Genomic DNA, 19,818 nt, shown 5'->3' with positions numbered 1-19,818 from the left:
TCCCAAAAAACAGGGAAAAATTAAATAAAAAGCTTAGATATATAATTATAAAAAAATATTATGAAAAAAAAGATGATTTATATCAAGTAATGAGAGGATTTCTCCCAAAAAAGGGAGAAATATAAAAGTAGAGTCTACGCGCCAGGAATAGACTGTCTGTGTTCGATAGAATATGTAAACGTCGGTGTTGTCAAACCTTCTATATATTTAACAAATTTACCGGTTTTCGCTTCATAAATACCGATACGACCGGCATTCCACTCTGAAACCATTGTCCAATGACCATGATTAGCAGGTTCAGCATGTAAAATACGAGGAATAATTACTTTGCCTTTTTTATCTTTAACAGTAGGGACTTTCCAACTGTAAAGTGTTTTATGCGTTACAGGATCTGTAATAGTTCCTTTTTTTGTACCGACTGTCAAAATTCTATCAGTCTCTAATGTTTGTTTGTTGATAAGGTAGATTTTATTCCAGTTATCTGGACCGCCGAGTACACAATCAGACCAGATAAACGGTGTATGCTCACTTGTACCGACAAATAGACCGCCGCCTGCAGTTCTTACATGTGCAACAACATCCCAGTTGCTGTCCCAAATAACTACATCACCGACATTCATACTGTTTGTCGCATAGAGTTGACCGTATCTGTCATTATACCATGATGAACCCTGACCTGGATGCGGCTTGCTTCCCGGACCTGTGTATACTTTGGCAACCAAAGATTTTGTTTTAAAGTCAACTACACCCATTACATCACTTCCTTGAGAAGCTTGCATTAGGTAACGGCCTATTTCTTTTCCTTCATTTTCAAAACCGTCATGCAGGATTTTACCGATATTTGGAATATCTCCGACAATTGGGAAGTTTGGTTTAGAATAATCTATAATATAGACATGCCCTGCATCTTTGAGTGCAAATGCAATATATGGACCGTATGGAGTATCATAGATACCTGCTACACGAGATGAACCGATATCTCCGTCCATATTAATTACAGATGAAGTTGGGTAAACTTTTAACGGCTCAAGTGTCATTGCATCCATTAAAATTGCACCGCCCGGAACATAGTTTCCTGCCATGAGGTATTTTCCATCAGGTGAAACTGCTAAACCACGAGAATCGGAACCGACTTGTACCTGTGCAATTTTTTGCTGACCTTTTGATGCAAGGTCAAACATAGTGACTAAACCCGAACGAGAGATTGAGTATGCATAACGAGGTTGACGTTTGTTTGTTACTGTTACGTGAACAGCGAAACCTGCAGGGTGACGTGAAAGTATTTTACCACTTGTGCCATCGATAAAAGTAACTCTTTCTGCATCACGTTCTGTAACAAAACAAATATCCGTAACATGTTTTACATCCACTGCATGCGGATATTTTTTTAATAGCTTTGCTCTATCATTAAGTTTTTTCCAGCCTTGTTTTACCGCATCGAGCGTAAGGACTTCTATTTTTTTACCTTTGAAATGCTGAAGATAATCCACCATTTTTTGTGCATCTGCTTGATTCATTTTATTTGCAAATGCAGGCATTGCAGTTCCGGGGCGACCATTTAAAATAACTTCAGCCAGATTGTATGCATTTTTCTTTTCTAATTTTGCAGGACGTAAATCTGCTCCGACGCCCCCTTCATGATTTGGACCGTGACAACCCTGACACTCTTTTTCGAACATTTTCTCAACATCCATATGCGAAGTACCCGCAAACAGACCTGAACTGACAACTGCAAACGCTGCAGCTGATATAACTAATTTACCTAATCTCATTTTATTTCTCCTTCTAAAATATGATTAGATATTGACTCAATAAAGAGTCAATACCGACTAGTTTTCATTTTCCAAACGTTTCTTCTCCTGAAAATAGATCCAAATCATTGGAAGTATTATTATAGTGTGCAGAAAAATTGTTAAGGTCAAAGGACCTTGGTTAAGCCAACCGAAAAAACTCGGGTTGACATCTGTAAATGGTTCAAACATTGTATCTCCTTATCTTTCGTGTACTGGATTTTTACCAGTTGTAAGTAAATCTTTTGCCAAGAATATGAAACCTGTGAATGTAACTACACCCATAATGAGTCTCCAATCCATTGCTTGAGAAAACCACATTCCGCTTTGACCGTCAAAATATCCTGCCCAGGTAGCACCCATTTGTGCACGAGAAACAAGAACCTGTACATATCCTGCAATCGTAAGTGCTACGGTCATGCCGACTACCCCACTAACTATCAGGCTAACAGCCCATAGAGATGCTTTGGTATGTTTCATAACTTTTATACCGTTTGTACCCTGTACCGCAATATACATCATACCGACAAGGATAGTCGCATAGGCTCCAAAGAAGGCCAGGTGACCGTGTGCCGAAGTAAACTGCGTACCGTGAGTATATAGGTTTACCTGTGGCAGTGTATGGAAGAATCCCCAAATACCGGCACCAAGGAAGTTACCAAAGGCATTAAGGACAAACCATGTGAATGCCGGACGATTGGTAATAACAGATTTTACATGATCTTCATCTGTATGTTCATTTGCCATTTCTGCACCTTGCGTTTTACCCCAGTCATATAGAACGTGAATAAACATAGCTACAAGCGGTAACGGTTCAAGTGCACTGAATAATGCTCCGATTTCCCACCAGTACTCAGGTGTTCCAATCCAGAAGTAGTGGTGTCCAAGTCCAAGAATACCTGAACCGAAAAGCATTGCAACTTCTATCCATAACCACATTTCAACAACTTTACGGTGCGCACCAATCATAGTAATAAGACCGTAAGCCGCAATCGCGCCAACGAAAACTTCCCAGGTAGCCTCAACCCATAAGTGGATTACCCACCACCACCAGTACTGATCAACTGAAATATTGTCCGTAAAGAACATACCGGCCAAATAAAGACCTGCAAAGGCAATCATATCTGCCATAAGAACGGTGACAATTCCTGTCTGTTCCCCTTTCATTCCTGTTAAGAAAAGATTTCCGACAAATCCAAGAGCTACAACGACAATGCCCCAGTCAGCCCAACGAGGTGCTTCAATATATTCACGACCCTCTGTAATAAACCAGATTGTTGTTGCATCTGCAGGACCTACCTGAATGAACAGGTATACAAGTACAACGACAACGATTGCTGCTGCAAAAATCCAAAACAAAAGCTTTCCGATTTTGATACCGACTGTTTCAATTCCTGTCTCATCCGGCAGTAACCAGTAAACAGAACCAAACATTGCAAAGACCATCCAAACAACGAGTGCATTAATATGTATAATTCTGGCAATTGAAAAGTCCAGAACGCCATATAAAAAACCAGGCATTACATACTGAATCGCTGCCACTAACCCGAAAAGTAATTGGGCGCCAAAGAGAATAGCTGCAAATGTAAAGTACCATGTTGCCAACTGTTTTGATTCACTTCCGACACCTGTTAAATATTTACTTGCCATGAACTGCTCCTTTTATTTTTCCAAAGTTTCTTGGGAAGCCATTTGTGTCAATAGATGACATATGTTTCAAGAAAGCAACTAAACCTTTAGCCTCTTTTGCTGTGATACCTAAGTCCGGCATCATACGGGCATGTGTAGGATACTGGTCCGGATGCATAAGGAATTCAGCCATCGCCTCTTCTTTTGTGTTTTTCCCCGTTAAAGCCTGCATCGCACCATCTGGTCCCCATGCAGGGTCCAACCATGCTTTTGTTAAATCTGGTGCGTAATAAGCTCCGTTTCCTAAAAGAGTATGGCAATCCATACAGTTTTTGGCCTGTGAGCCCAACTTGCCTAAGTGAAGTAAAGCCCCGGCTTCTTCTTCAGAATAGTCATCTCTACCAAAGAACTTTTCTTTTTCCCCAATCACAGGAATTTCATGACCACGTTTTGCGCTCATTTCATACGTGATTTTGTAATTTATAACGGTAGGTCCTGGAACCCTCTTCGTCACCTTGTTTTGTAGATCCTGATCATTTCCCATTGCAATCTGAGCTGACGTATCAAACGTTAGCCAAATTAAAAGAACTGATGCAAAACCTGTAACCCACGTTGCTGTTCTTCGCCAGAAACGATTGTCACTCCATACAGATTTATTAGCCACTGTATCCTCCTATAAATTTATTGTCAAAATATATATTAACAATCAGTGTTCATTTTCTTCATGAACCTGATTTTGCATATAATAAACAGCAAATGGAAGTAAAAACAATCCAATTGCTGCGACAACTAAAGCTTTTGCAGTAAATTCCCCGACATGCATTAAACTTCCCATTAAATACAAACAATAGGCAGTCAATACCCAAAACATGTATGCAAAAAGCATACTCCACGGTTTTAGTAGTTTAACTTTTACTGCAGTATATATACCAACATAAAATCCTCCAAAAACTAACACAAGTGCTGACGATACAAATATAGTTAGAAAATCATCCAACGCAATTTCCGGTCTGATTATAGATGGATCGATCATTTTACACTCCTTAAACTCTGTTAATATTTTAGAATCATATGTATTCTAGTCTTTTCTGATACCAATAATATTGATATAAATCAATTTTATTGACTAACATAATGATTTTATCTTATTTTTATAATTAGTGTTACATTAGGTGAATGAATTTTGTTATTTATTTAAGGAATTATTTATATGTGTAGATTGGTAATAGTTTTTCTTATATGTAAGTTGCTTAGGCTTATCCCGTTACTTACATGTAAGAAAATAATTCTCAATGCTTTGGATAAGTTCTTGAACTCTTTTCTTATATAAAGTAAGATCGCTACTTTCATTTTTGGCTATTTTGTTTTTAATATCGTTTGCACAGGCAGTTAAAGCATCCGCCCCAATATTTGCAGAGACACCGATGATGTCAAGTAACAGACTGTCAGCCTGATCTGTTTTATTGTTTTTGAATAAAATTTCCAACTCCTCTGCTGAGTTGCTGTAGGCGACAAGAAACTCTTTTAAAATATCATGGTAAAAACCACTGTCATTCCGCATACCTGCAATCCTCTGTGTGTATCTAAAGTTGGTAAATCCGAAGGATTCTCTTCAGCAGAAGAGATTCTGCTTGAGTAATGATACAAAATATCATACAAAGCACCGACCTGCAAAGGCTTTTCAAGATGTTCATCCATACCGGCTTCTTTCATTTTTCTAATGTCATCACTTGCCGTATCTCCACTCAGTGCAATGACGGGGATATGATTGTTTGCGGATCATGTCTGATAGCTCTGGTGGCTTCAAATCCGTCAACTCTCGGCATATGCGCGTCCATGAGTATAATAAGAAAATTTTTGTCCGTTTTGAGGATGTCAAGCGCTTCCTGTCCGTCATTTGCCACTACAACTTCTATACCGCTGTCTCCAAGGACTCCAAGGATTACTTTTTGGTTGATGAGATTGTCTTCGGCCAAAAGAATTCTTTCCCCGGCAAATATTTTAAAATCTTCTTTTGTTATCTTTGCATGCCTTGGCACAGAATGTTGTATTTTTTTTTCTTGAATCTTTTTTTGTGGTGTTGCAGTACTTTGCCCACTTTGCTCTGCTTTGAGTGCTTCTTCTTTTTTAGCCGCTTTTGTATCAGTTTCTGCTTTGTTTTTTTGTTTTATTCCAAGATAAATGAGTATGAGCAGAAATATAGCTGCCAGAGCAAGTAACTCATTTTGATACTGTAAAACCATAAGAAGACCCTTTTTTTGTTCTTGGAGTAAATCATACAGTATAAAAAATTAAACCTAAATCAAATTTGCTGTATAATCACTAATAAATTTCTATTGACAGGGTGTCTTTTGCAAAATATTCCACATGTTCCGGTTTTATATAAAGAGGTTGTCGAAGCTTTTAAAGATTTACAAGAGGGTATAGTGATAGACTGTACCATGGGGTACGGCGGACACTCCTGTATGATACTTGAAGCCAATCCAAATATAAAACTCATAGCAATTGATCAGGATCAGACCGCTATAGACTTTTCAACAAAACGTCTTGAACAATACGGTAAGAGAGTAAGTATAAGAAAAGGCCGTTTTTCAAATGTGATGCAGGAAATTTTGCAAGAGGTTGATCCCGGCGAAATTAAAGGCATTCTTGCAGACATAGGGGTGTCTTCTTTGCAGCTTGACCAAAAAGAGAGGGGCTTTTCGTACGAGAGTGAGACACTTGACATGCGTATGGACAAAGAAGCACCACTGAGTGCTTTACATGTAGTGAATGAATATGCTAAAAGCGAACTTGAAAAAATACTTTTAGAATACGGAGAACTCAGAAACTATAAAAAAATTGCAGATGCTATTGTACAAAACCGTCCTTTTGTTTCTGCAAAAGAGTTAAGTGAAGCCGTCAAACCACATATGCCAAGAGGCAAGAAAATTCATCCTGCAACACTTTTGATGCAGGCAATCCGCATAGAAGTAAATGATGAACTCGGTGAACTCAGATCACTGCTCAAGAGCATAGAAGAAGCAAAACTGCCGGATGCAAAAGTAGCAATAATATCTTTTCACTCTCTTGAAGACAGGATTGTTAAAAGAGAGTTTTCCAAATGGTCCAAATCATGCATATGTCCTCCTGAGGCATTTCGCTGTACATGCGGAAACAATAATCAGTTAGGAAAGATTTTAACGAAAAAACCGATTACGGCTACAGATGAAGAACTCAAAGAAAATGTCAGGAGCCGCAGCGCAAAAATGCGTCTGTTCCAAATGGGTGAAAAATGAGCGAAAAGAACGAACTTTTAGATGAACTTGATAATCTGGTCATATCAAAACAAAAGTTAGGTCTGAACTATTTTTTATATATGTTGCTGGTGTTGACATTTATAGCCATGTTTGCATTTCCTAAAATTTACATTACAGAGCAAATTTACTTTAAAAGCAGAGATATTGCAAAACTCAAAGTAGAGTATGATACGCTCAAAGAAGAAAACAAACTCATCCGTGCTTCTGTTGAGTCGATAAAATTTAAAAATCAAATACTAGATACTCTCTTTTAAGGAACAGCAGTGATTCGTAAGTTTATAGAATTTGCTATAGAAAAACCACTTTTAAATCATATACTATTACTCTTTATTTTTATGCTCTCCATTTTTGCGTATATCAATATACCCAAAGAGATTTTCCCTCCGATGAATATGGATAAAATAACCATAAAAGGCGGTTATGCCGGAACATCGGCTGATATTTTGGACAAAATGGTTGTGCAGAGTATTGAAAATGATTTGCAGAATATTGATGCACTTGAAGATATAAAAAGCAGTATCAAAAACGGTTCATTCAGTATCAGTGCAGACATTAAGAACGGTTCGGACAATATTACAGTACTCAATGATGTCAAAGATGTGGTGAGCAGTGTAAAAAAAGATTTGCCGGCGGATATGAATGAGCCTGTTGCCAAAATCAAAACACATGCATTTCCCCTTGTTCTTATAGCTCTCTCCGGTGATGTTCCTAAAGAAACACTGCTAAAACATGCAGATGAACTTAAAACAGAATTAAGCAAGTTTAAAGATTTGAGCGACATTACAATTCGTGGTGATGCCGATGAAGAGTTGGATATACAGCTTAATCCGCAAAAAATAAGAGCCTACGGACTCTCCTCAACACTGGTTATCGCACAACTCTCCAAAATAAGTTCGATTTTTCCCATAGGCACTATCAAACAAAAAGCAAATCATCTTTATATTTCTACATACAACGGTGAAAAGACACAAAAGGCGGTTGAAAATACACTGATTGATGTTGGTGGAAAAAGAGTTAAAATCGGCGATATTGCAGAGGTTTCTTTCAAGTTGAGTGATGAGGTGGAACTCTCCCACTATAATGGGGTACGAAATATTTCAATAAATGTCACAAAGAGCAAAAACGGCAATGCCATTGCTTTGGTAAAAGAGATACGAGAACTTTTAAAAAAACAAGAAGCAAAACATCCTGATTTGGATTACAACATCTACACAGATACTTCTGTATGGATTAAAAACCGCCTCAATACCGTCTTTTCAAATATAATGTTTGGTTTGATGCTTGTTTTTTGGCAATGCTGATTTTTATCAACAGAGGCATAGCCTTTGTTGTTGCACTCGGTATTCCTGTAAGTTTTATGATAGGGCTTATCGTGACAGAATATTGGGAGACAGTCTTAATATGCTCTCTCTTCTGGGAGCACTGATTGCGCTTGGAATGCTCGTTGATGAGGCAATAGTTGTAGCCGAGAACATCTACAGACACCTTGAAGAGGGGATGGATAGAAAAGAAGCGGTCATAACAGGTGCGGCAGAGATGTTTCCTGCCGTACTTACGGCAACGCTTACAACAGTTTTCGCATTTTTACCTATGCTCTTGATGACAGGTGAAATGGGAATGTTTATTAAGATAATTCCTATAATGATAACGGTCCTTTTACTCTCTTCACTCTTTGAAGCTTTTTATTTTCTTCCTTTGCATGCACATGACTTTTTGAAAGTCTCCAAAGAAGGGAGTTTTACAAAACGATTTTGGCAGAAAATGCATGACTGGTACAGTACAGCCCTGCATTTTCTTTTTAGAAGAAAGTTTCTCTCTTTGAGTGTTATTGTTGTGAGCATTGTTTTACTTGAATTTGTAATGATTAAAAATGCAAAATTTCAGCTTTTTCCGGATTTTGACAATACTCAAATATATGTCTACGGAAAGGTCAATATTAACAATGAACTCAAAGATACGGAAAAAATTGTAACAAAACTGGAGAATATCATCCTTAAAAACATAAATAATGAAGATGTCTCCTCTGTAACTTCTGTTATCGGTTTTAAAATGGATGCCAAAAACAGAGCCGAACTCGGTGAAAATATGTTTCATATATTTATAGATTTACATGAGCGCGCGCCTGAGAATTTTTTTGATACATACATCAGTCCTTATCTCTCTATAGAATACAACCCTGGAGTACAAACACGTAAAAAAGATGCAAAAGAGATAGCAAAAGAGATTAAAAAAGTATTGAAAAATCAAAAATCAGCTTTTGAAGAACTTGTTGTGAAAGTTCCTGGTGCAGGAGTGATAGCACATGATGTCGAAATTGGTTTGAGTACAAAAAATGCCCAAAGTGTTGTACCCTATCTGAAAATTCTTGAAAAAGAACTCGCAGGTATCAAGGGTGTTTACAATATAGCAGATGATGCAACGCTCGGTGAGAAAGAATTAAAGTTACATGTAAACAGATATGGTCAGGAACTGGGCTTTACCGAACAGGATGTTTCAAATGAACTGCGGGCATATTATCTTAAAGGGGAATACGGGAAACTTTTTAATGACCAGGGCTTGGTGCGTATACGACTTGACAGCAATGTAAATAAAGAGATACGTTCCATACATACAATTGAGTTGCAGGTTCCGGGATCAGACAAATATGTTGCCTTAAAAGAGATATGTGATTTTGAGTATATACAAAGCTTTGTAACGCTTAAAAAAGAAAACGGCAAAAGAGTACGCAGTGTTTATGCTTCTACAGACAAAAAAATTATAACATCATCCGAACTCATGAAAAAACTTCAACCGACACTGCAAAAGTTTAAAAAAGAGGGCATTGCTGTAGATATCAAAGGAGAAGAAAAAGAGAATAACAAAAACAAAAGAGAGATGATGCAGTCGGCGCTTATAGCAATATTTTTAATTTTTATTACTTTGGTGTGGCTCTTTGATTCTATAAGAAAATCTTTAATTGTTATCAGTACAATTCCTCTTGTACTTCTGGGTGTTTATGTGGGACACTGGATAATGGGGCTAAACCTGACTATGCCGGGACTCATAGGTATAGTAGGGCTTGCAGGTGTTGTTGTCAATGACGGGCTTATCATGGTAGATTTTATAAAAAATGCCAAAAATACAGAAGATCTGATGAAAAGAGCGCAAACACGACTCAGACCGATTCTTTTGACATCGCTGACAACTGTACTGGGGCTTTTAACACTTATATTTTTTGCATCAGGTCAGGCAAAAATACTCCAACCGATGGCAATATCTTTGGGGTATGGTATCGCATGGGCGACAGTGTTAAATCTGTTGTATGTCCCCTTGCTTTATGCTGTTGTATATAAAATCAAACCACCTCAAACAAACAAAGGATAAAAATGAATTTAGAAATAAGTCAGGCGCAGTTTGGTGTAAGACCACCGGTGACAAAACCAATACCGGAGTTTTTGCTGGAAGTAGGGGAGGAAGGCATCAGGGAACTGATTTCCAAACACTATGATGCAATAAAACAGAGTGATATTTCTCATCTTTTTCCTCAGGATAATGCAGAATTTGAAAAAGCAAAAGTGAATTCGGCAGACTTTTTCATTCAAATATGTGGAGGACCGAAGTATTTTAATCAAAACAGAGGGGCACCGCAAATGGTAGGTCGTCACGCACCGTTTCGCATTGATGCAAAAGCACGTCAAACATGGCTGGAACTCTATAAGCCGCTCATTGAAGAGCTAAAAGAAAAAGGGGTGACAGAAACATCACTGTACTCATTTTGGAGATATTTGGATATATTTTCCATCTGGATGATAAATACGCAGTAGTAACCGCATAATAAGGATTATATAAGGAAGCTCCTTGTATAATTCCGACCTACCAACAATAAGTGGGTTCTTAGCTCAGTTGGTTAGAGCTCTCGGCTCATAACCGAGCGGTCGAGTGTTCGAGTCACTCAGAACCCACCACTTATAAACCCCCTAAACAACGAACTTTAAATTTGAATTGGTGTATTGTTCTTTCAACAAAATTTTTCAACACTCTTGGAACTATTTTTTTATGCTCTGCCAATTTTTATTTTTTGGTTGAAATAGATTAGCAGGTTATCAGTTAACCCTACCTTTCAACTTACTTTTAAAAAATTGCACTTGATATTAGAATTGGCGGGTTAAAATAAGGGGCAAACATAACATTTTTCGTTCCCTCTTTTGTTTGTAACTAATCCGCTGTTGGCAATCCGAATTTCTGAGTAATCAATTCTCCTTCTTCATTAAAAAAAAGATAATAAAGTAAATCTTTCTTTACATGTAAACCCGCCAAGAATCTCAAAGCAAGGTTTGCCTGCAGAGATGCTATGTGCATCACAATCGGTGCTGCAATACCTGCGGGTGTTTTTTGTACAATTTTAAAGGCGTCATTAAAAGATGATTTGTCAAAAAAACAGACCTGTCCGTGAAATGCTTCTACACTTCCATAAATCCAGGGTGTATTGACTTTTTTTGCATACGTGTTAATATCCCCGCGTGTAGGAAGATTATCTGTGGCATCTAAAATGAGATCCACTGTAATGTTTTTTTTGCTCCACTCTTCAAAATTACACTCATGGGAAACAGCTTTTGTGAAGGGACATCGCTGTTGTATAATTTCAGCATTTATTTTTGCCTTGTTCTTCCCTTCATCTCCTAGTTTAAAAGCGATTTGTCTATGAATGTTATGCAGACTGACTTCATCAAAATCTATAATGTGGATTTCTCCGATTCCTGTTGATCCTAAAGCAAAGGCAAGCGAAGAACCAAGCCCTCCTGCTCCAACAATTGCTATTTTTTTTGTTTGAAGATTTTTTTGTGTCTCTTCTCCCCAAAGTTGCACCTGTCTGTGAAAATACTCCATCATTATAAATCCTTTTTTGTAAGTTTTAATGCTCTCTTGCTGATAGCTTCTTTAAATCCCCATGTGCGACGAGAGCGCACTACCTCTGTATGACTCATATCAACTATCATTAACTCTTCAGTATTTCCCAAATGGTTTAAAACTTCCGCATTCGGGGATGCCAATATAGAATCACCGTAAAATTTCCATACAAACTCTTTGTCCTGATACTCACCGATTCTGTTGGCTCTGAGTATATACATATTGTGTGTAAATGCTCTTGTGAGTATTAATGCTTTCCATCTCTCATAAGAGTCAAAAGTTGAAACGCTCGGTACGAGTAAACAGTCTATGTTTTTATTTCTAAGTTTAGCAAAAAATTCATCAAAATGAAGTTCAAATCCGTTCATTACCGCAAATTTGAAGCCGTCAATTTTAAAAACCATAGGGGAGAGCAGTGGTGCAAGTGCATTTGCAAAGAATTTTTCTTCATTCCAGTGGGCATAGTTAATAAGGATTTGCTGATTGTAGTAAGAGGCAGATGTTGGAGAAAACTTTGCAATGCATTTGTAAATTTTATCTTTTTTGACAATAACCAAGGGAGCGATTATTGTTATACTGTATGTTAAAGAGAGTTCTTTGAGGATTTTAATCTGATGGAGTGCCTGCTCTTTTATCATAGAGACAGACATCTGTTCGAGTTCTTTGAAAAAAGGATTGAGAACGTATTCACCAAGAAGTAGGACTTTGACGCCTTTTTTACTGGCTACCCGAATATAGTTATAAAGTTTTGTAGAACTCATTCCCTGTGCATTGAGCTGTAAAACTGCCGCTCTCATTGCGTAGTTTTTAAATTTTGAATTTTGATTTGAGCTTCTTCAAGCATTTTTTGTGCTTCGGCCAACTCTTTCATGCCTTTTTCATAGGCTTTTACACTCTCTTCAAGTGTAATCTCGGGGCTCATAAGTGTTTCCAAAATTTCTTTGGCATTTTGGAGTTTTTTTTCAAATTTTTCTTTAGCCATTGAGTGCATCCTTTACATTGTTTTCAAATTTATCAAGCTCTACCAAAAATGCGTCATGACCATAGTTGCTGTCAATATCTATATAATCATGATTTCTGTTTCCTATTTTTTTGAGTATCTTTGCCATTTCTTGCATTTCAGTGTTTTTAAACAGCAGATCATTTTTAAAACTTATCAGATACAGAGCAGAGGTTATTCTTTTAAGTGCTTCATCCAGCGAGTCAAATCCTCGAGACAGGTCATATATGTTAATGGCTTTTGTGATATAAAGATAAGACAAGGGATCAAACCATTTTGTAAAATTGTACCCGTTGTATTCCAGATAAGACTCTACCTGAAACTTTCCAAAAAGCTCATACAGCCCATCTGTGAGTTTATACTCTCTGCCAAATTTTTCACGCATTGATTCTGGAGACAAAAAGCTGATATGTCCCGCCATACGACCGACTGCCATCCCTGAGAGTCCCTGTTCTTTGAGAAGATTCGGATCATAATATCCCTGTTTGAAATCAGGATCATTGAGAATGGATTCCTGCGCAACTTTGTTAAAAGCTATTGCCCATGGCTGTGTTGCATGTGTTGTTGCCATTGCAATAATTTTGTTGGCAAAGTTTGGATAGTGTATGGCAAACTGCAGTGCCTGCATACCGCCCATGGAACCGCCGATTATTGCATGTACTCTGTGAATATCGAGCCTGTCAAACAAAATACGCTGTGCTTTTACCATGTCTTTTATGCTGACAACCGGAAATTTGTAACGGTAGGGTTCGTGATGGGGGTACTGCATGCTCATAGGACCTGTGGAACCAAAACAGCTGCCTATGACATTTGAGCATATTACAAAATATCTGTCAGTATCAATGGCTTTTCCCGGACCGATAAAGCCATCCCACCAGCCGGGTTTTGCATCATCTTCATACAGTCCTGCAGCATGATGTGAACCGGTAAGTGCGTGACAGACAACCACTACATTGCTCTTCTCTTCATTAAGTGTGCCATAGGTTTCATAAATAATATCATACGGTTCTAAAATACGCCCGCTTTCAAGATAAAGCGGGTTTGTAAAATGTTCTGTATGCGTTTGCAGGTTTAAAGACAAGGTGATTGCTCTCCGAAAATTAGTAACAGTATTTTAGCAAAAGAGTCTTAATTATGCTTCAAGTGCCTCTTTCATATCTTCAATTAAATCTTTTGGACTCTCCAAACCACAGGAAATTCTAATCAGACCTTCAGGAACACCACAGGCAAGCAGTTCTTCATGTGAGAGTTGCTGGTGTGTTGTCGAAGCAGGGTGCGTAATAATCGATTTTGAATCACCGATATTGACAACAAGTGAATAGAGTTTTGTGGCATTGACAATTTTTGTTGCTTCATCAAAATTTTCAACCTCAAAACTGAGCAGTCCACTGCACAAACCGTCTTGAAAGTATTTTTGGGCATTCTTATAGTTAGGATTACTTTTTAAGCCAGGGTAGTTTACTTTTTTTACTTTAGGATGTGATTCTAAAAATTCTGCCAGTAAAAGTGCATTTTTTGAATGTTCTCTCATGCGTAAGGGGAGTGTTTCCATTCCTTGAATAAAGAGCCATGAATTAAACGGAGAGACAACAGCACCCAAATCACGCAAAAGGGAAAGACGGGCGCGAAGTGTGTAGGGAGGAAGCCCGACATCTGTGTAGACAAGTCCGTGGTACGAGGCATCAGGTTCATTAAAATGAGCATATCTCGGATTGTCTTTGAGTTTTTCTGCAAGATTCTTTCTCTCAACCATGATTCCGCCTATGGCAAGCCCCTGACCTGTAGTATATTTACTGGCACTGTGTACAGTAATATCTGCTCCAAACTCAAAAGGACGGCACAAAGCAGGGGTTGCAACTGTATTGTCAACAACAGTTAAAATATTATATTTGTCTGCAATGGAGGTAATTGCCTCTATATCCGCAACATCAATACTCGGATTAGTCAATGATTCAAAAAAGATTATTTTTGTATTTTCATCAATAAGTGCTTCTATCTCTTTGGGTTGATGCACATCAAAAAATCTGGCTTCTATGCCAAAACGTTTGAGTGTATGCGTGCTGAGCGTCAAGCTTCCTCCATAAAGCTGCTTGGCGCAAATAATGTTGTCTCCTGCCTGGGCTGCATTGGCAATTGCAAAAAAGATTGCACTCATACCGCTTGCTGTAGCAATGGCTGCTTCACCCTCTTCAAGTGCTGCAAAACGTTTTTCAAAAACATCCGTTGTAGGATTGTTAAGACGTGTGTATATGTTGCCGAGTTCTTTTAATGAAAAAAGATTCGCAGCATGTTCTACATCACGAAACTCATAGGCAGTTGTCTGATAAATCGGAACCGCCATAGTCCCTTGCGTATCTTTTTCATATCCGGCATGGAGTGCTAATGTTTGTATATCCACAGGTTATCCTTTGTCATTGAGTGTTTCATCTTTAATTTTTTGTAAAAATTCTAAAATATTTTCCTGGTAGGCCAAAGTGTCCGTATCATAAGTATACTGGAGTAGTCTGCGAAGTGAATCGATATCTATTTTATGTGCGTATCTGGGAATTATTTTCAACTCTTTTTGTATGTTTAAAACAAGTGCGTCAATATTTAAACCATTGTTGTCTTGTACTTTTTTGACAAGTTCTTTTGTTGAAAGCATCAGAAGATTTGCTCTGTCAGTATCTTCTTTGTAGAGATCCAGTCCAATATTTTTTATAAGGATATAGCTTTCCACTGTTGCTTCTTTATTGGCTGCAATTATCAGGGCAAAAATTTTTGCACGAAATTCCAATGAACCGTGATGATGTACAAAGAGTTCGCGAAAAGCACTGAAAAAATGATGTTTTAATCTAAAACTGAGCCTCATTAATCTTCCTTGTGTCGTATTATACACCTAAAATGGTATAATTTCAAAAATAATCGGAATAAGGAATTTTTTTATGGGTAGAGCATTTGAATATAGAAAAGCATCAAAATTAAAAAGATGGGGAGCAATGTCCAAATTGTTCCCAAAACTTGGTAAAGTTATCACAATGGCGGCAAAAGAGGGTGGATGTGATCCTGATATGAATGCTAAGCTTAGAACTGCAATTTTAAATGCAAAAGCTGAAAATATGCCAAAAGACAATATTGATGCGGCTATAAAAAGGGCGACTGCCAAAGACAGTGCTGATATGAAAGAGGTAAATTTTGAGGGAAAAGCGCCTCACGGTGTACTGCTTTTTATTGAGTGTGCAACTGATAACAACACAAGAACAGTAGCAAATGTCAAAAGTATTTTAAATAAGAACGGTGGAGAAATGCTTACAAACGGTTCTTTGGAATTTATGTTTTCGAGAAAAGCTCTTTTTGAATTTCCACTTTCAGAAGATATGGATATAGAAGAACTGGAACTTGAACTTATAGATGCAGGGCTTGAAGAGATAGAAACAGAAGACGGAGTTGTTTTAGTGACAGCTGACTATACAAGTTTTGGTACGATGAATGAAGCACTGGAAAAAATGGGTGTAGAAATTACAAAAGCAACACTTGAGCGAATTGCAAATACTCCGATACAAATCAGCGAAGAAGAGCAGGCTGATGTAGATAAAATTTTAGAAAGACTCGAAGATGATGAAGATGTTCAAAAAGTTTATACCAATTTAGCGTAAAATATACTTTACATGTACTCTATAAAAGAAGAGTATGCAAATACTCTTGAAGTGAAGCAGTCAAAGTTTATTGCTTACCTGGTGCCATACGACAAATATGAAACGCTGCTTCATAAACTAAAAGAAGAACATCCTAAAGCACGGCATTTTGTAACGGCATACAGATACCTGAATAAGTATGATCAAACAGTTGAACACTCAAGTGATGACGGTGAACCTTCCGGAACATCGGGAAAACCCTCTCTGATGGTTTTGCAAGGACAGAAACTTATCAATACTGCCGTAATTGTCGTACGCTATTTTGGCGGTACAAAGTTAGGAACTGGCGGATTGGTCAGAGCATACAGTGATGCTGTGAATTTAGTAATTGAAAAAGCAGAGCTGTATGAGTATAAAAAAGAATTGACGCAAAAAATTGTTTTTGATTACAGTGATGTGCGCTTTATAGAGTATGAGTGCAAAGAGTTTGCTGTCACTGTTTCTCAAAAAGAGTTTGATGAAAAAGTCTCTTATACAGTTACAGCCAGTGAAGAAAATATGAAAAATTTTCTTTCTAAAACTGCCAGAGTAGCAACTGTTAGTACGGTGTAGCTATCTTCTTCCCTGCACCGCATTGCCCATATCCCACATTGGCAAGAAAATACCAAGTGCCAGTAATATAACCATAGAAGCTATAATAAGCAGCATAATTGGTTCAATGGCTTCACTTAAACCGTCTATAATGGCATCAAATCGCATCTTATAATATTCTGCAACTTTTTTAATCATCGTATCAAGGGTACCACTGTCTTCTCCGGCACGAATCATCTGAATAATCATATTTTCAAAAAGTCCTGTTTCCTCAAGTCCTTTATTCAGTGTTCCTCCTTTTTCTACAGTGCTGATGACTGATTGGAGTTTTCTTTTGAGAGGAAGATTGTCTACCATTGCTGTGGCGGTGTCAAGAGCTTCAGCTATTGGAATTCCGGCACGGATAAGTTCAGAAAATACAAGGGTAAATCTACTTAAAGTTGCAAATTTAATAATATTTTTTATGAGATAAACTCTCAGTAAAAATTTATGCCAACCGTATCTTATATGTTCATAATTGTTGATAAGATATTTGAATATTAAAAATGCTACAGCCAATCCGGCTAAAACATAGGGACCGAAGTTATTGAAAATATATTCAAGTTTTAAAAGAATAACTGTCGGCAGAGGCAGTTCGGCATGAAGTTCTTCAAATATAGCTTTAAACTGAGGGACAACGTAGGATATTAAAACTGTAAACGCTATAGCCATGGCAATCATGACATTTCGCGGGTATGCCATCGCTTTTTTAAACTTTACAACATTGGCCCGTATCTCTTCAAGCATATTTGCCAAAGAGTATAAGGCTTCATCCAGATTACCTGTCTTTTCTCCGAGTTCGACCATCGCAATTGTAAGATTTCCAAGTTCATACCGGAAGTTCTGCATGGCAGATGAAATGGAGTGTCCTGCATTGATATCTTCTGCAATTTTTGAAAAAACACTCTTGAGGGCTTCGTCTGTTGTTGCATTTGCTATCTCTGTCAGAGAATCATGGATGGAAATACCGGCATTTGTCATAACAGCCAGTTGCCGGATAGCAGCAATAAGAGCATCAGGTTTGATTTTTCTTTTTTTTATATTTGATAAAAAATTTGTTTTAAATCTTTTAAGTTGTACTTCAAGAGGCTCCTGCGCTTCTGAAACCTTGATGATGATACCGGAAAATTTCAGTTTGGCATAACTGTTTGCTTCTTTTTTGTTTTCAGCATAGAGTCCAATCTCCTCTTTTCTTCCTTTTGTTAAAACAGTGGCTATAAAATACTTCATCCCTTGGCTACCTTTAATATCTCTTCTATGCTGGTTATTCCGTCAATTGCTTTTTGGATGCCATTTTGAAAGAGTCCGACAAATCCCTCTTTTTTTGCCTGTTCAAGCATCTGTTCTTTTGATGCACCTTTGGCAATCAAAGAAGAGAGTTCTTCTGAAATATTAAGTACTTCACAAATCATTTCTCTTCCCATATAGCCTGTATCTGAACACTCTTTACACCCTCTGCCTTTGTAAAAGATTGTCCCTTCAGGCACAACCCCGTCTATCTCTTCCAAAACGGATGCTGAAAGTGTGTCTTCTACTTTGCAGTGTCTGCATATCTTTCGTACAAGTCTTTGTGCCTGAATGGCTACAAGTGCACCACTGATGAGGTAGTGTTCTATTCCCATGTCGGCCATTCTGGGTATTGCACTGATTGCATCATTTGTATGAAGCGTAGATATAACCATATGACCGGTAAGTGCTGCTTTTATGGCAATTTCGAGAGTCTCCTGGTCTCGAATTTCACCAATCATAATTTTATCCGGATCTTGTCTTAAAATTGACCTGAGCGCATCAGCAAAACTCAAACCTACTTTTGCATTTACCTGTACCTGTTGAATAAGATTCATTCTGTACTCTACGGGGTCTTCAACAGTAATAACTTTGTCTTCAACATTTCTCAGCTCATTTAATGCACCATATAAAGTAGTTGTTTTACCACTTCCTGTAGGTCCTGTAACCAGAATAATTCCATAAGGAGTTTTGAGACCCTTGAGCAGTTTTTGATAGCTGTTGGCGTCCATCCCGGCATCTTCCAGTTTTACAAGCGCTTTTTGTTTGTCTAAAACACGCATAACAATTGATTCGCCATAAAGAATGGGCAGTGTTGATATACGAAAATCATACTCTTTTGCCCCTACAGAAGTTGAAAATCTGCCGTCTTGCGGCTTTCTTTTTTCAGCTATATCCAAATTTGCAAGCAGTTTGAGTCTTGATGCCAGAGGCGGATAGATGTCTTTTTCGAAAATAAACATTTCTGTGAGTTTTCCGTCAACACGTCCACGAACCACACAGTTTTTTTCAGTAGGTTCGATGTGGACATCACTTGCCCGTGCATTAATACATGTTTTTAAAACAACATCTATGAGTTGTAAAATAGAGGAGGCCTCTTGTTGCTCCTCAATAGAACTGATGGAATTTAGTTCATCACGTATTTTTTTGACCAGATCTTTAATACTGTCTTTGAGACTGATCTTATAGAGATAGGATACAATTTGTTTTTTTGTTGCCAAAGCAATTTTAAGAACTTTTCTTGGAAAGAGTCTTTGGACAGCTTCTTGTGCATCCATGTTTAAAGGATCGCTAAAAGCGACAGTAACACTCAGATCATCCTGTGAAACAGGAATAGCATTATGTTTTTCAAGTTGGTTCAGAGGCGCTTTTTCAATGAGATTGTAATCCATATCAATCGAATCAAGATCAACAAAAAGAAGATTCAGCTCTTTTGCAAGCCTTTGCAGGACTGCTTTTTCTTCTATATAATCATAATTGTCTATAATGGAGAGGTCATAAACACCTTCTCTTATCTGTTGCACAATAAATCTTACAAGACGATCCATAGTCATGAATCCGGAAAGTGTGATATCTCTGAGAATTAAATTTTCACTAATTCCTTTTGCCAGAAGCCTGTCAACCTGGCTTTTCATAATTGAGCCGTTGGCAAGTAAATCAGTAGTTATTCTATCCACAATAAC

The 19,818-nt window shown here is 37.7% G+C and carries 23 protein-coding genes and 1 tRNA gene; 8 read left to right on the top strand and 16 right to left on the bottom strand.

Going from position 1 to position 19,818, the window contains the following annotated elements; genetic code table 11:
• Positions 1-134: 134 nt before the first annotated feature.
• From MLC44_RS09275 to MLC44_RS09240, 8 genes are all read right to left on the bottom strand, one after another.
• Entirely contained in the window at positions 135-1,772 is a 1,638-nt protein-coding gene (locus MLC44_RS09275) for a cytochrome D1 domain-containing protein (protein ID WP_346388979.1), read from the bottom strand.
• Between the two features lie 57 nt (positions 1,773-1,829).
• A complete protein-coding gene (locus tag MLC44_RS09270) occupies positions 1,830-1,982 on the bottom strand; it encodes a hypothetical protein (protein WP_188110045.1) in 153 nt (50 codons plus the stop codon).
• Positions 1,983-1,991: 9 nt separating this feature from the next.
• The gene (locus MLC44_RS09265) at positions 1,992-3,440 is read right to left on the bottom strand and encodes a cbb3-type cytochrome c oxidase subunit I (RefSeq protein WP_346388978.1); all 1,449 of its coding nucleotides are present in this window, start codon (positions 3,438-3,440) and stop codon (positions 1,992-1,994) included.
• The gene (locus MLC44_RS09260) at positions 3,430-4,083 is read right to left on the bottom strand and encodes a c-type cytochrome (protein ID WP_151899971.1); all 654 of its coding nucleotides are present in this window, start codon (positions 4,081-4,083) and stop codon (positions 3,430-3,432) included. Before MLC44_RS09260 ends, MLC44_RS09265 begins: the two co-directional genes overlap by 11 nt.
• Before the next feature lie 42 nt (positions 4,084-4,125).
• A complete protein-coding gene (locus MLC44_RS09255; protein WP_151899972.1) occupies positions 4,126-4,452 on the bottom strand; it encodes a hypothetical protein in 327 nt (108 codons plus the stop codon).
• A 231-nt stretch (positions 4,453-4,683) separates the two neighbouring features.
• Positions 4,684-4,980, bottom strand: a complete 297-nt coding sequence (locus MLC44_RS09250) for a hypothetical protein (RefSeq protein WP_434657046.1) — start codon at positions 4,978-4,980, stop codon at positions 4,684-4,686.
• A complete protein-coding gene (locus MLC44_RS09245) occupies positions 4,944-5,117 on the bottom strand; it encodes a hypothetical protein (RefSeq protein ID WP_434657044.1) in 174 nt (57 codons plus the stop codon). The genes MLC44_RS09250 and MLC44_RS09245 overlap by 37 nt, the downstream gene beginning before the upstream one ends.
• Before the next feature lie 47 nt (positions 5,118-5,164).
• On the bottom strand, positions 5,165-5,662 hold the full coding sequence (locus tag MLC44_RS09240) for a response regulator (protein ID WP_434657042.1): 498 nt from the start codon (positions 5,660-5,662) through the stop codon (positions 5,165-5,167).
• A 108-nt stretch (positions 5,663-5,770) separates the two neighbouring features.
• Here MLC44_RS09240 and rsmH point away from each other — a divergent pair, with 108 nt between their 5' ends.
• The 6 genes from rsmH (at position 5,771) to MLC44_RS09210 (ending at position 10,662) form a co-directional block, all read left to right on the top strand.
• Positions 5,771-6,697, top strand: coding sequence for a 16S rRNA (cytosine(1402)-N(4))-methyltransferase RsmH (gene rsmH / locus MLC44_RS09235; protein ID WP_151899974.1), 927 nt, complete (start codon positions 5,771-5,773; stop codon positions 6,695-6,697).
• Positions 6,694-6,972 (top strand): hypothetical protein, encoded by a 279-nt coding sequence (locus MLC44_RS09230; RefSeq protein WP_151899975.1) that lies wholly within the window; start codon positions 6,694-6,696, stop codon positions 6,970-6,972. Before rsmH ends, MLC44_RS09230 begins: the two co-directional genes overlap by 4 nt.
• Positions 6,973-6,981: 9 nt before the next feature.
• Complete coding sequence (locus MLC44_RS09225; protein ID WP_434657039.1) at positions 6,982-8,019, top strand: efflux RND transporter permease subunit; 1,038 nt, start codon at positions 6,982-6,984, stop codon at positions 8,017-8,019.
• 82 nt (positions 8,020-8,101) lie between these two features.
• Positions 8,102-10,081 (top strand): efflux RND transporter permease subunit, encoded by a 1,980-nt coding sequence (locus tag MLC44_RS09220; protein WP_434657036.1) that lies wholly within the window; start codon positions 8,102-8,104, stop codon positions 10,079-10,081.
• A 2-nt stretch (positions 10,082-10,083) separates the two neighbouring features.
• Positions 10,084-10,521, top strand: a complete 438-nt coding sequence (locus MLC44_RS09215; protein ID WP_434657033.1) for a globin — start codon at positions 10,084-10,086, stop codon at positions 10,519-10,521.
• A 64-nt stretch (positions 10,522-10,585) separates the two neighbouring features.
• Positions 10,586-10,662: transfer RNA gene (locus MLC44_RS09210), tRNA-Ile, on the top strand.
• Between the two features lie 250 nt (positions 10,663-10,912).
• Here MLC44_RS09210 and MLC44_RS09205 read toward each other — a convergent pair.
• Genes MLC44_RS09205 through MLC44_RS09180 form a run of 6 tightly spaced genes read right to left on the bottom strand, consistent with a single transcriptional unit; the run spans position 10,913 to position 15,456 of the window.
• Positions 10,913-11,587, bottom strand: a complete 675-nt coding sequence (locus MLC44_RS09205) for a HesA/MoeB/ThiF family protein (protein ID WP_151899978.1) — start codon at positions 11,585-11,587, stop codon at positions 10,913-10,915.
• Complete coding sequence (locus tag MLC44_RS09200) at positions 11,587-12,402, bottom strand: carbon-nitrogen hydrolase family protein (RefSeq protein WP_346388975.1); 816 nt, start codon at positions 12,400-12,402, stop codon at positions 11,587-11,589. Before MLC44_RS09200 ends, MLC44_RS09205 begins: the two co-directional genes overlap by 1 nt.
• Positions 12,399-12,587 carry an exodeoxyribonuclease VII small subunit gene (gene xseB / locus MLC44_RS09195; protein ID WP_151899980.1) on the bottom strand — a complete coding sequence of 63 codons (189 nt, stop codon included), beginning with the start codon at positions 12,585-12,587 and terminating at the stop codon, positions 12,399-12,401. The genes MLC44_RS09200 and xseB overlap by 4 nt, the downstream gene beginning before the upstream one ends.
• Positions 12,580-13,686, bottom strand: coding sequence for a homoserine O-acetyltransferase MetX (gene metX / locus MLC44_RS09190; RefSeq protein WP_434657030.1), 1,107 nt, complete (start codon positions 13,684-13,686; stop codon positions 12,580-12,582). Before metX ends, xseB begins: the two co-directional genes overlap by 8 nt.
• A 51-nt stretch (positions 13,687-13,737) precedes the next feature.
• Complete coding sequence (locus tag MLC44_RS09185; protein ID WP_434657028.1) at positions 13,738-15,003, bottom strand: O-acetylhomoserine aminocarboxypropyltransferase/cysteine synthase family protein; 1,266 nt, start codon at positions 15,001-15,003, stop codon at positions 13,738-13,740.
• Positions 15,004-15,006: 3 nt separating this feature from the next.
• Complete coding sequence (locus tag MLC44_RS09180) at positions 15,007-15,456, bottom strand: hypothetical protein (RefSeq protein WP_151899983.1); 450 nt, start codon at positions 15,454-15,456, stop codon at positions 15,007-15,009.
• A gap of 73 nt (positions 15,457-15,529) precedes the next feature.
• On the opposite strand from MLC44_RS09180, the gene MLC44_RS09175 reads away from it, so the two are divergent.
• Together MLC44_RS09175 and MLC44_RS09170 are read left to right on the top strand one after the other, a co-directional pair.
• Entirely contained in the window at positions 15,530-16,240 is a 711-nt protein-coding gene (locus tag MLC44_RS09175) for a YebC/PmpR family DNA-binding transcriptional regulator (RefSeq protein WP_151899984.1), read from the top strand.
• A 12-nt stretch (positions 16,241-16,252) separates the two neighbouring features.
• On the top strand, positions 16,253-16,831 hold the full coding sequence (locus tag MLC44_RS09170) for a YigZ family protein (protein ID WP_418640495.1): 579 nt from the start codon (positions 16,253-16,255) through the stop codon (positions 16,829-16,831).
• Here the strand turns inward: MLC44_RS09170 and MLC44_RS09165 are convergent, their stop codons facing one another.
• Together MLC44_RS09165 and MLC44_RS09160 are read right to left on the bottom strand one after the other, a co-directional pair.
• Positions 16,832-18,079, bottom strand: a complete 1,248-nt coding sequence (locus tag MLC44_RS09165) for a type II secretion system F family protein (protein ID WP_151899986.1) — start codon at positions 18,077-18,079, stop codon at positions 16,832-16,834. It lies immediately after the preceding gene.
• On the bottom strand, positions 18,076-19,812 hold the full coding sequence (locus MLC44_RS09160) for a GspE/PulE family protein (protein WP_346388972.1): 1,737 nt from the start codon (positions 19,810-19,812) through the stop codon (positions 18,076-18,078). The genes MLC44_RS09165 and MLC44_RS09160 overlap by 4 nt, the downstream gene beginning before the upstream one ends.
• Positions 19,813-19,818 lie beyond the last annotated feature (6 nt).

The organism is Sulfurimonas sp. NW9, from assembly GCF_051132275.1.
Lineage (GTDB): Bacteria > Campylobacterota > Campylobacteria > Campylobacterales > Sulfurimonadaceae > Sulfurimonas > Sulfurimonas hydrogeniphila.
Note: the sequence above shows the minus strand (reverse complement) of the source record. Positions and strands in the feature narration are given on the sequence as shown.

Excerpts from the sequence above, each read along its gene's own strand:
- MLC44_RS09180 (WP_151899983.1), bottom strand. The coding sequence starts at position 15,456 with ATGAGGCTCAGTTTTAGATTAAAACATCATTTTTTCAGTGCTTTTCGC.
- MLC44_RS09250 (WP_434657046.1), bottom strand. The coding sequence starts at position 4,980 with ATGCGGAATGACAGTGGTTTTTACCATGATATTTTAAAAGAGTTTCTT.
- MLC44_RS09165 (WP_151899986.1), bottom strand. The coding sequence starts at position 18,079 with ATGAAGTATTTTATAGCCACTGTTTTAACAAAAGGAAGAAAAGAGGAG.
- MLC44_RS09200 (WP_346388975.1), bottom strand. The coding sequence starts at position 12,402 with ATGAGAGCGGCAGTTTTACAGCTCAATGCACAGGGAATGAGTTCTACA.
- MLC44_RS09275 (WP_346388979.1), bottom strand. The coding sequence starts at position 1,772 with ATGAGATTAGGTAAATTAGTTATATCAGCTGCAGCGTTTGCAGTTGTC.
- MLC44_RS09205 (WP_151899978.1), bottom strand. The coding sequence starts at position 11,587 with ATGATGGAGTATTTTCACAGACAGGTGCAACTTTGGGGAGAAGAGACA.
- MLC44_RS09230 (WP_151899975.1), top strand. The coding sequence starts at position 6,694 with ATGAGCGAAAAGAACGAACTTTTAGATGAACTTGATAATCTGGTCATA.
- MLC44_RS09265 (WP_346388978.1), bottom strand. The coding sequence starts at position 3,440 with ATGGCAAGTAAATATTTAACAGGTGTCGGAAGTGAATCAAAACAGTTG.
- MLC44_RS09240 (WP_434657042.1), bottom strand. The coding sequence starts at position 5,662 with ATGGTTTTACAGTATCAAAATGAGTTACTTGCTCTGGCAGCTATATTT.
- MLC44_RS09270 (WP_188110045.1), bottom strand. The coding sequence starts at position 1,982 with ATGTTTGAACCATTTACAGATGTCAACCCGAGTTTTTTCGGTTGGCTT.
- MLC44_RS09245 (WP_434657044.1), bottom strand. The coding sequence starts at position 5,117 with ATGGATGAACATCTTGAAAAGCCTTTGCAGGTCGGTGCTTTGTATGAT.
- MLC44_RS09175 (WP_151899984.1), top strand. The coding sequence starts at position 15,530 with ATGGGTAGAGCATTTGAATATAGAAAAGCATCAAAATTAAAAAGATGG.
- MLC44_RS09215 (WP_434657033.1), top strand. The coding sequence starts at position 10,084 with ATGAATTTAGAAATAAGTCAGGCGCAGTTTGGTGTAAGACCACCGGTG.
- xseB (WP_151899980.1), bottom strand. The coding sequence starts at position 12,587 with ATGGCTAAAGAAAAATTTGAAAAAAAACTCCAAAATGCCAAAGAAATT.
- MLC44_RS09255 (WP_151899972.1), bottom strand. The coding sequence starts at position 4,452 with ATGATCGATCCATCTATAATCAGACCGGAAATTGCGTTGGATGATTTT.
- MLC44_RS09170 (WP_418640495.1), top strand. The coding sequence starts at position 16,253 with ATGTACTCTATAAAAGAAGAGTATGCAAATACTCTTGAAGTGAAGCAG.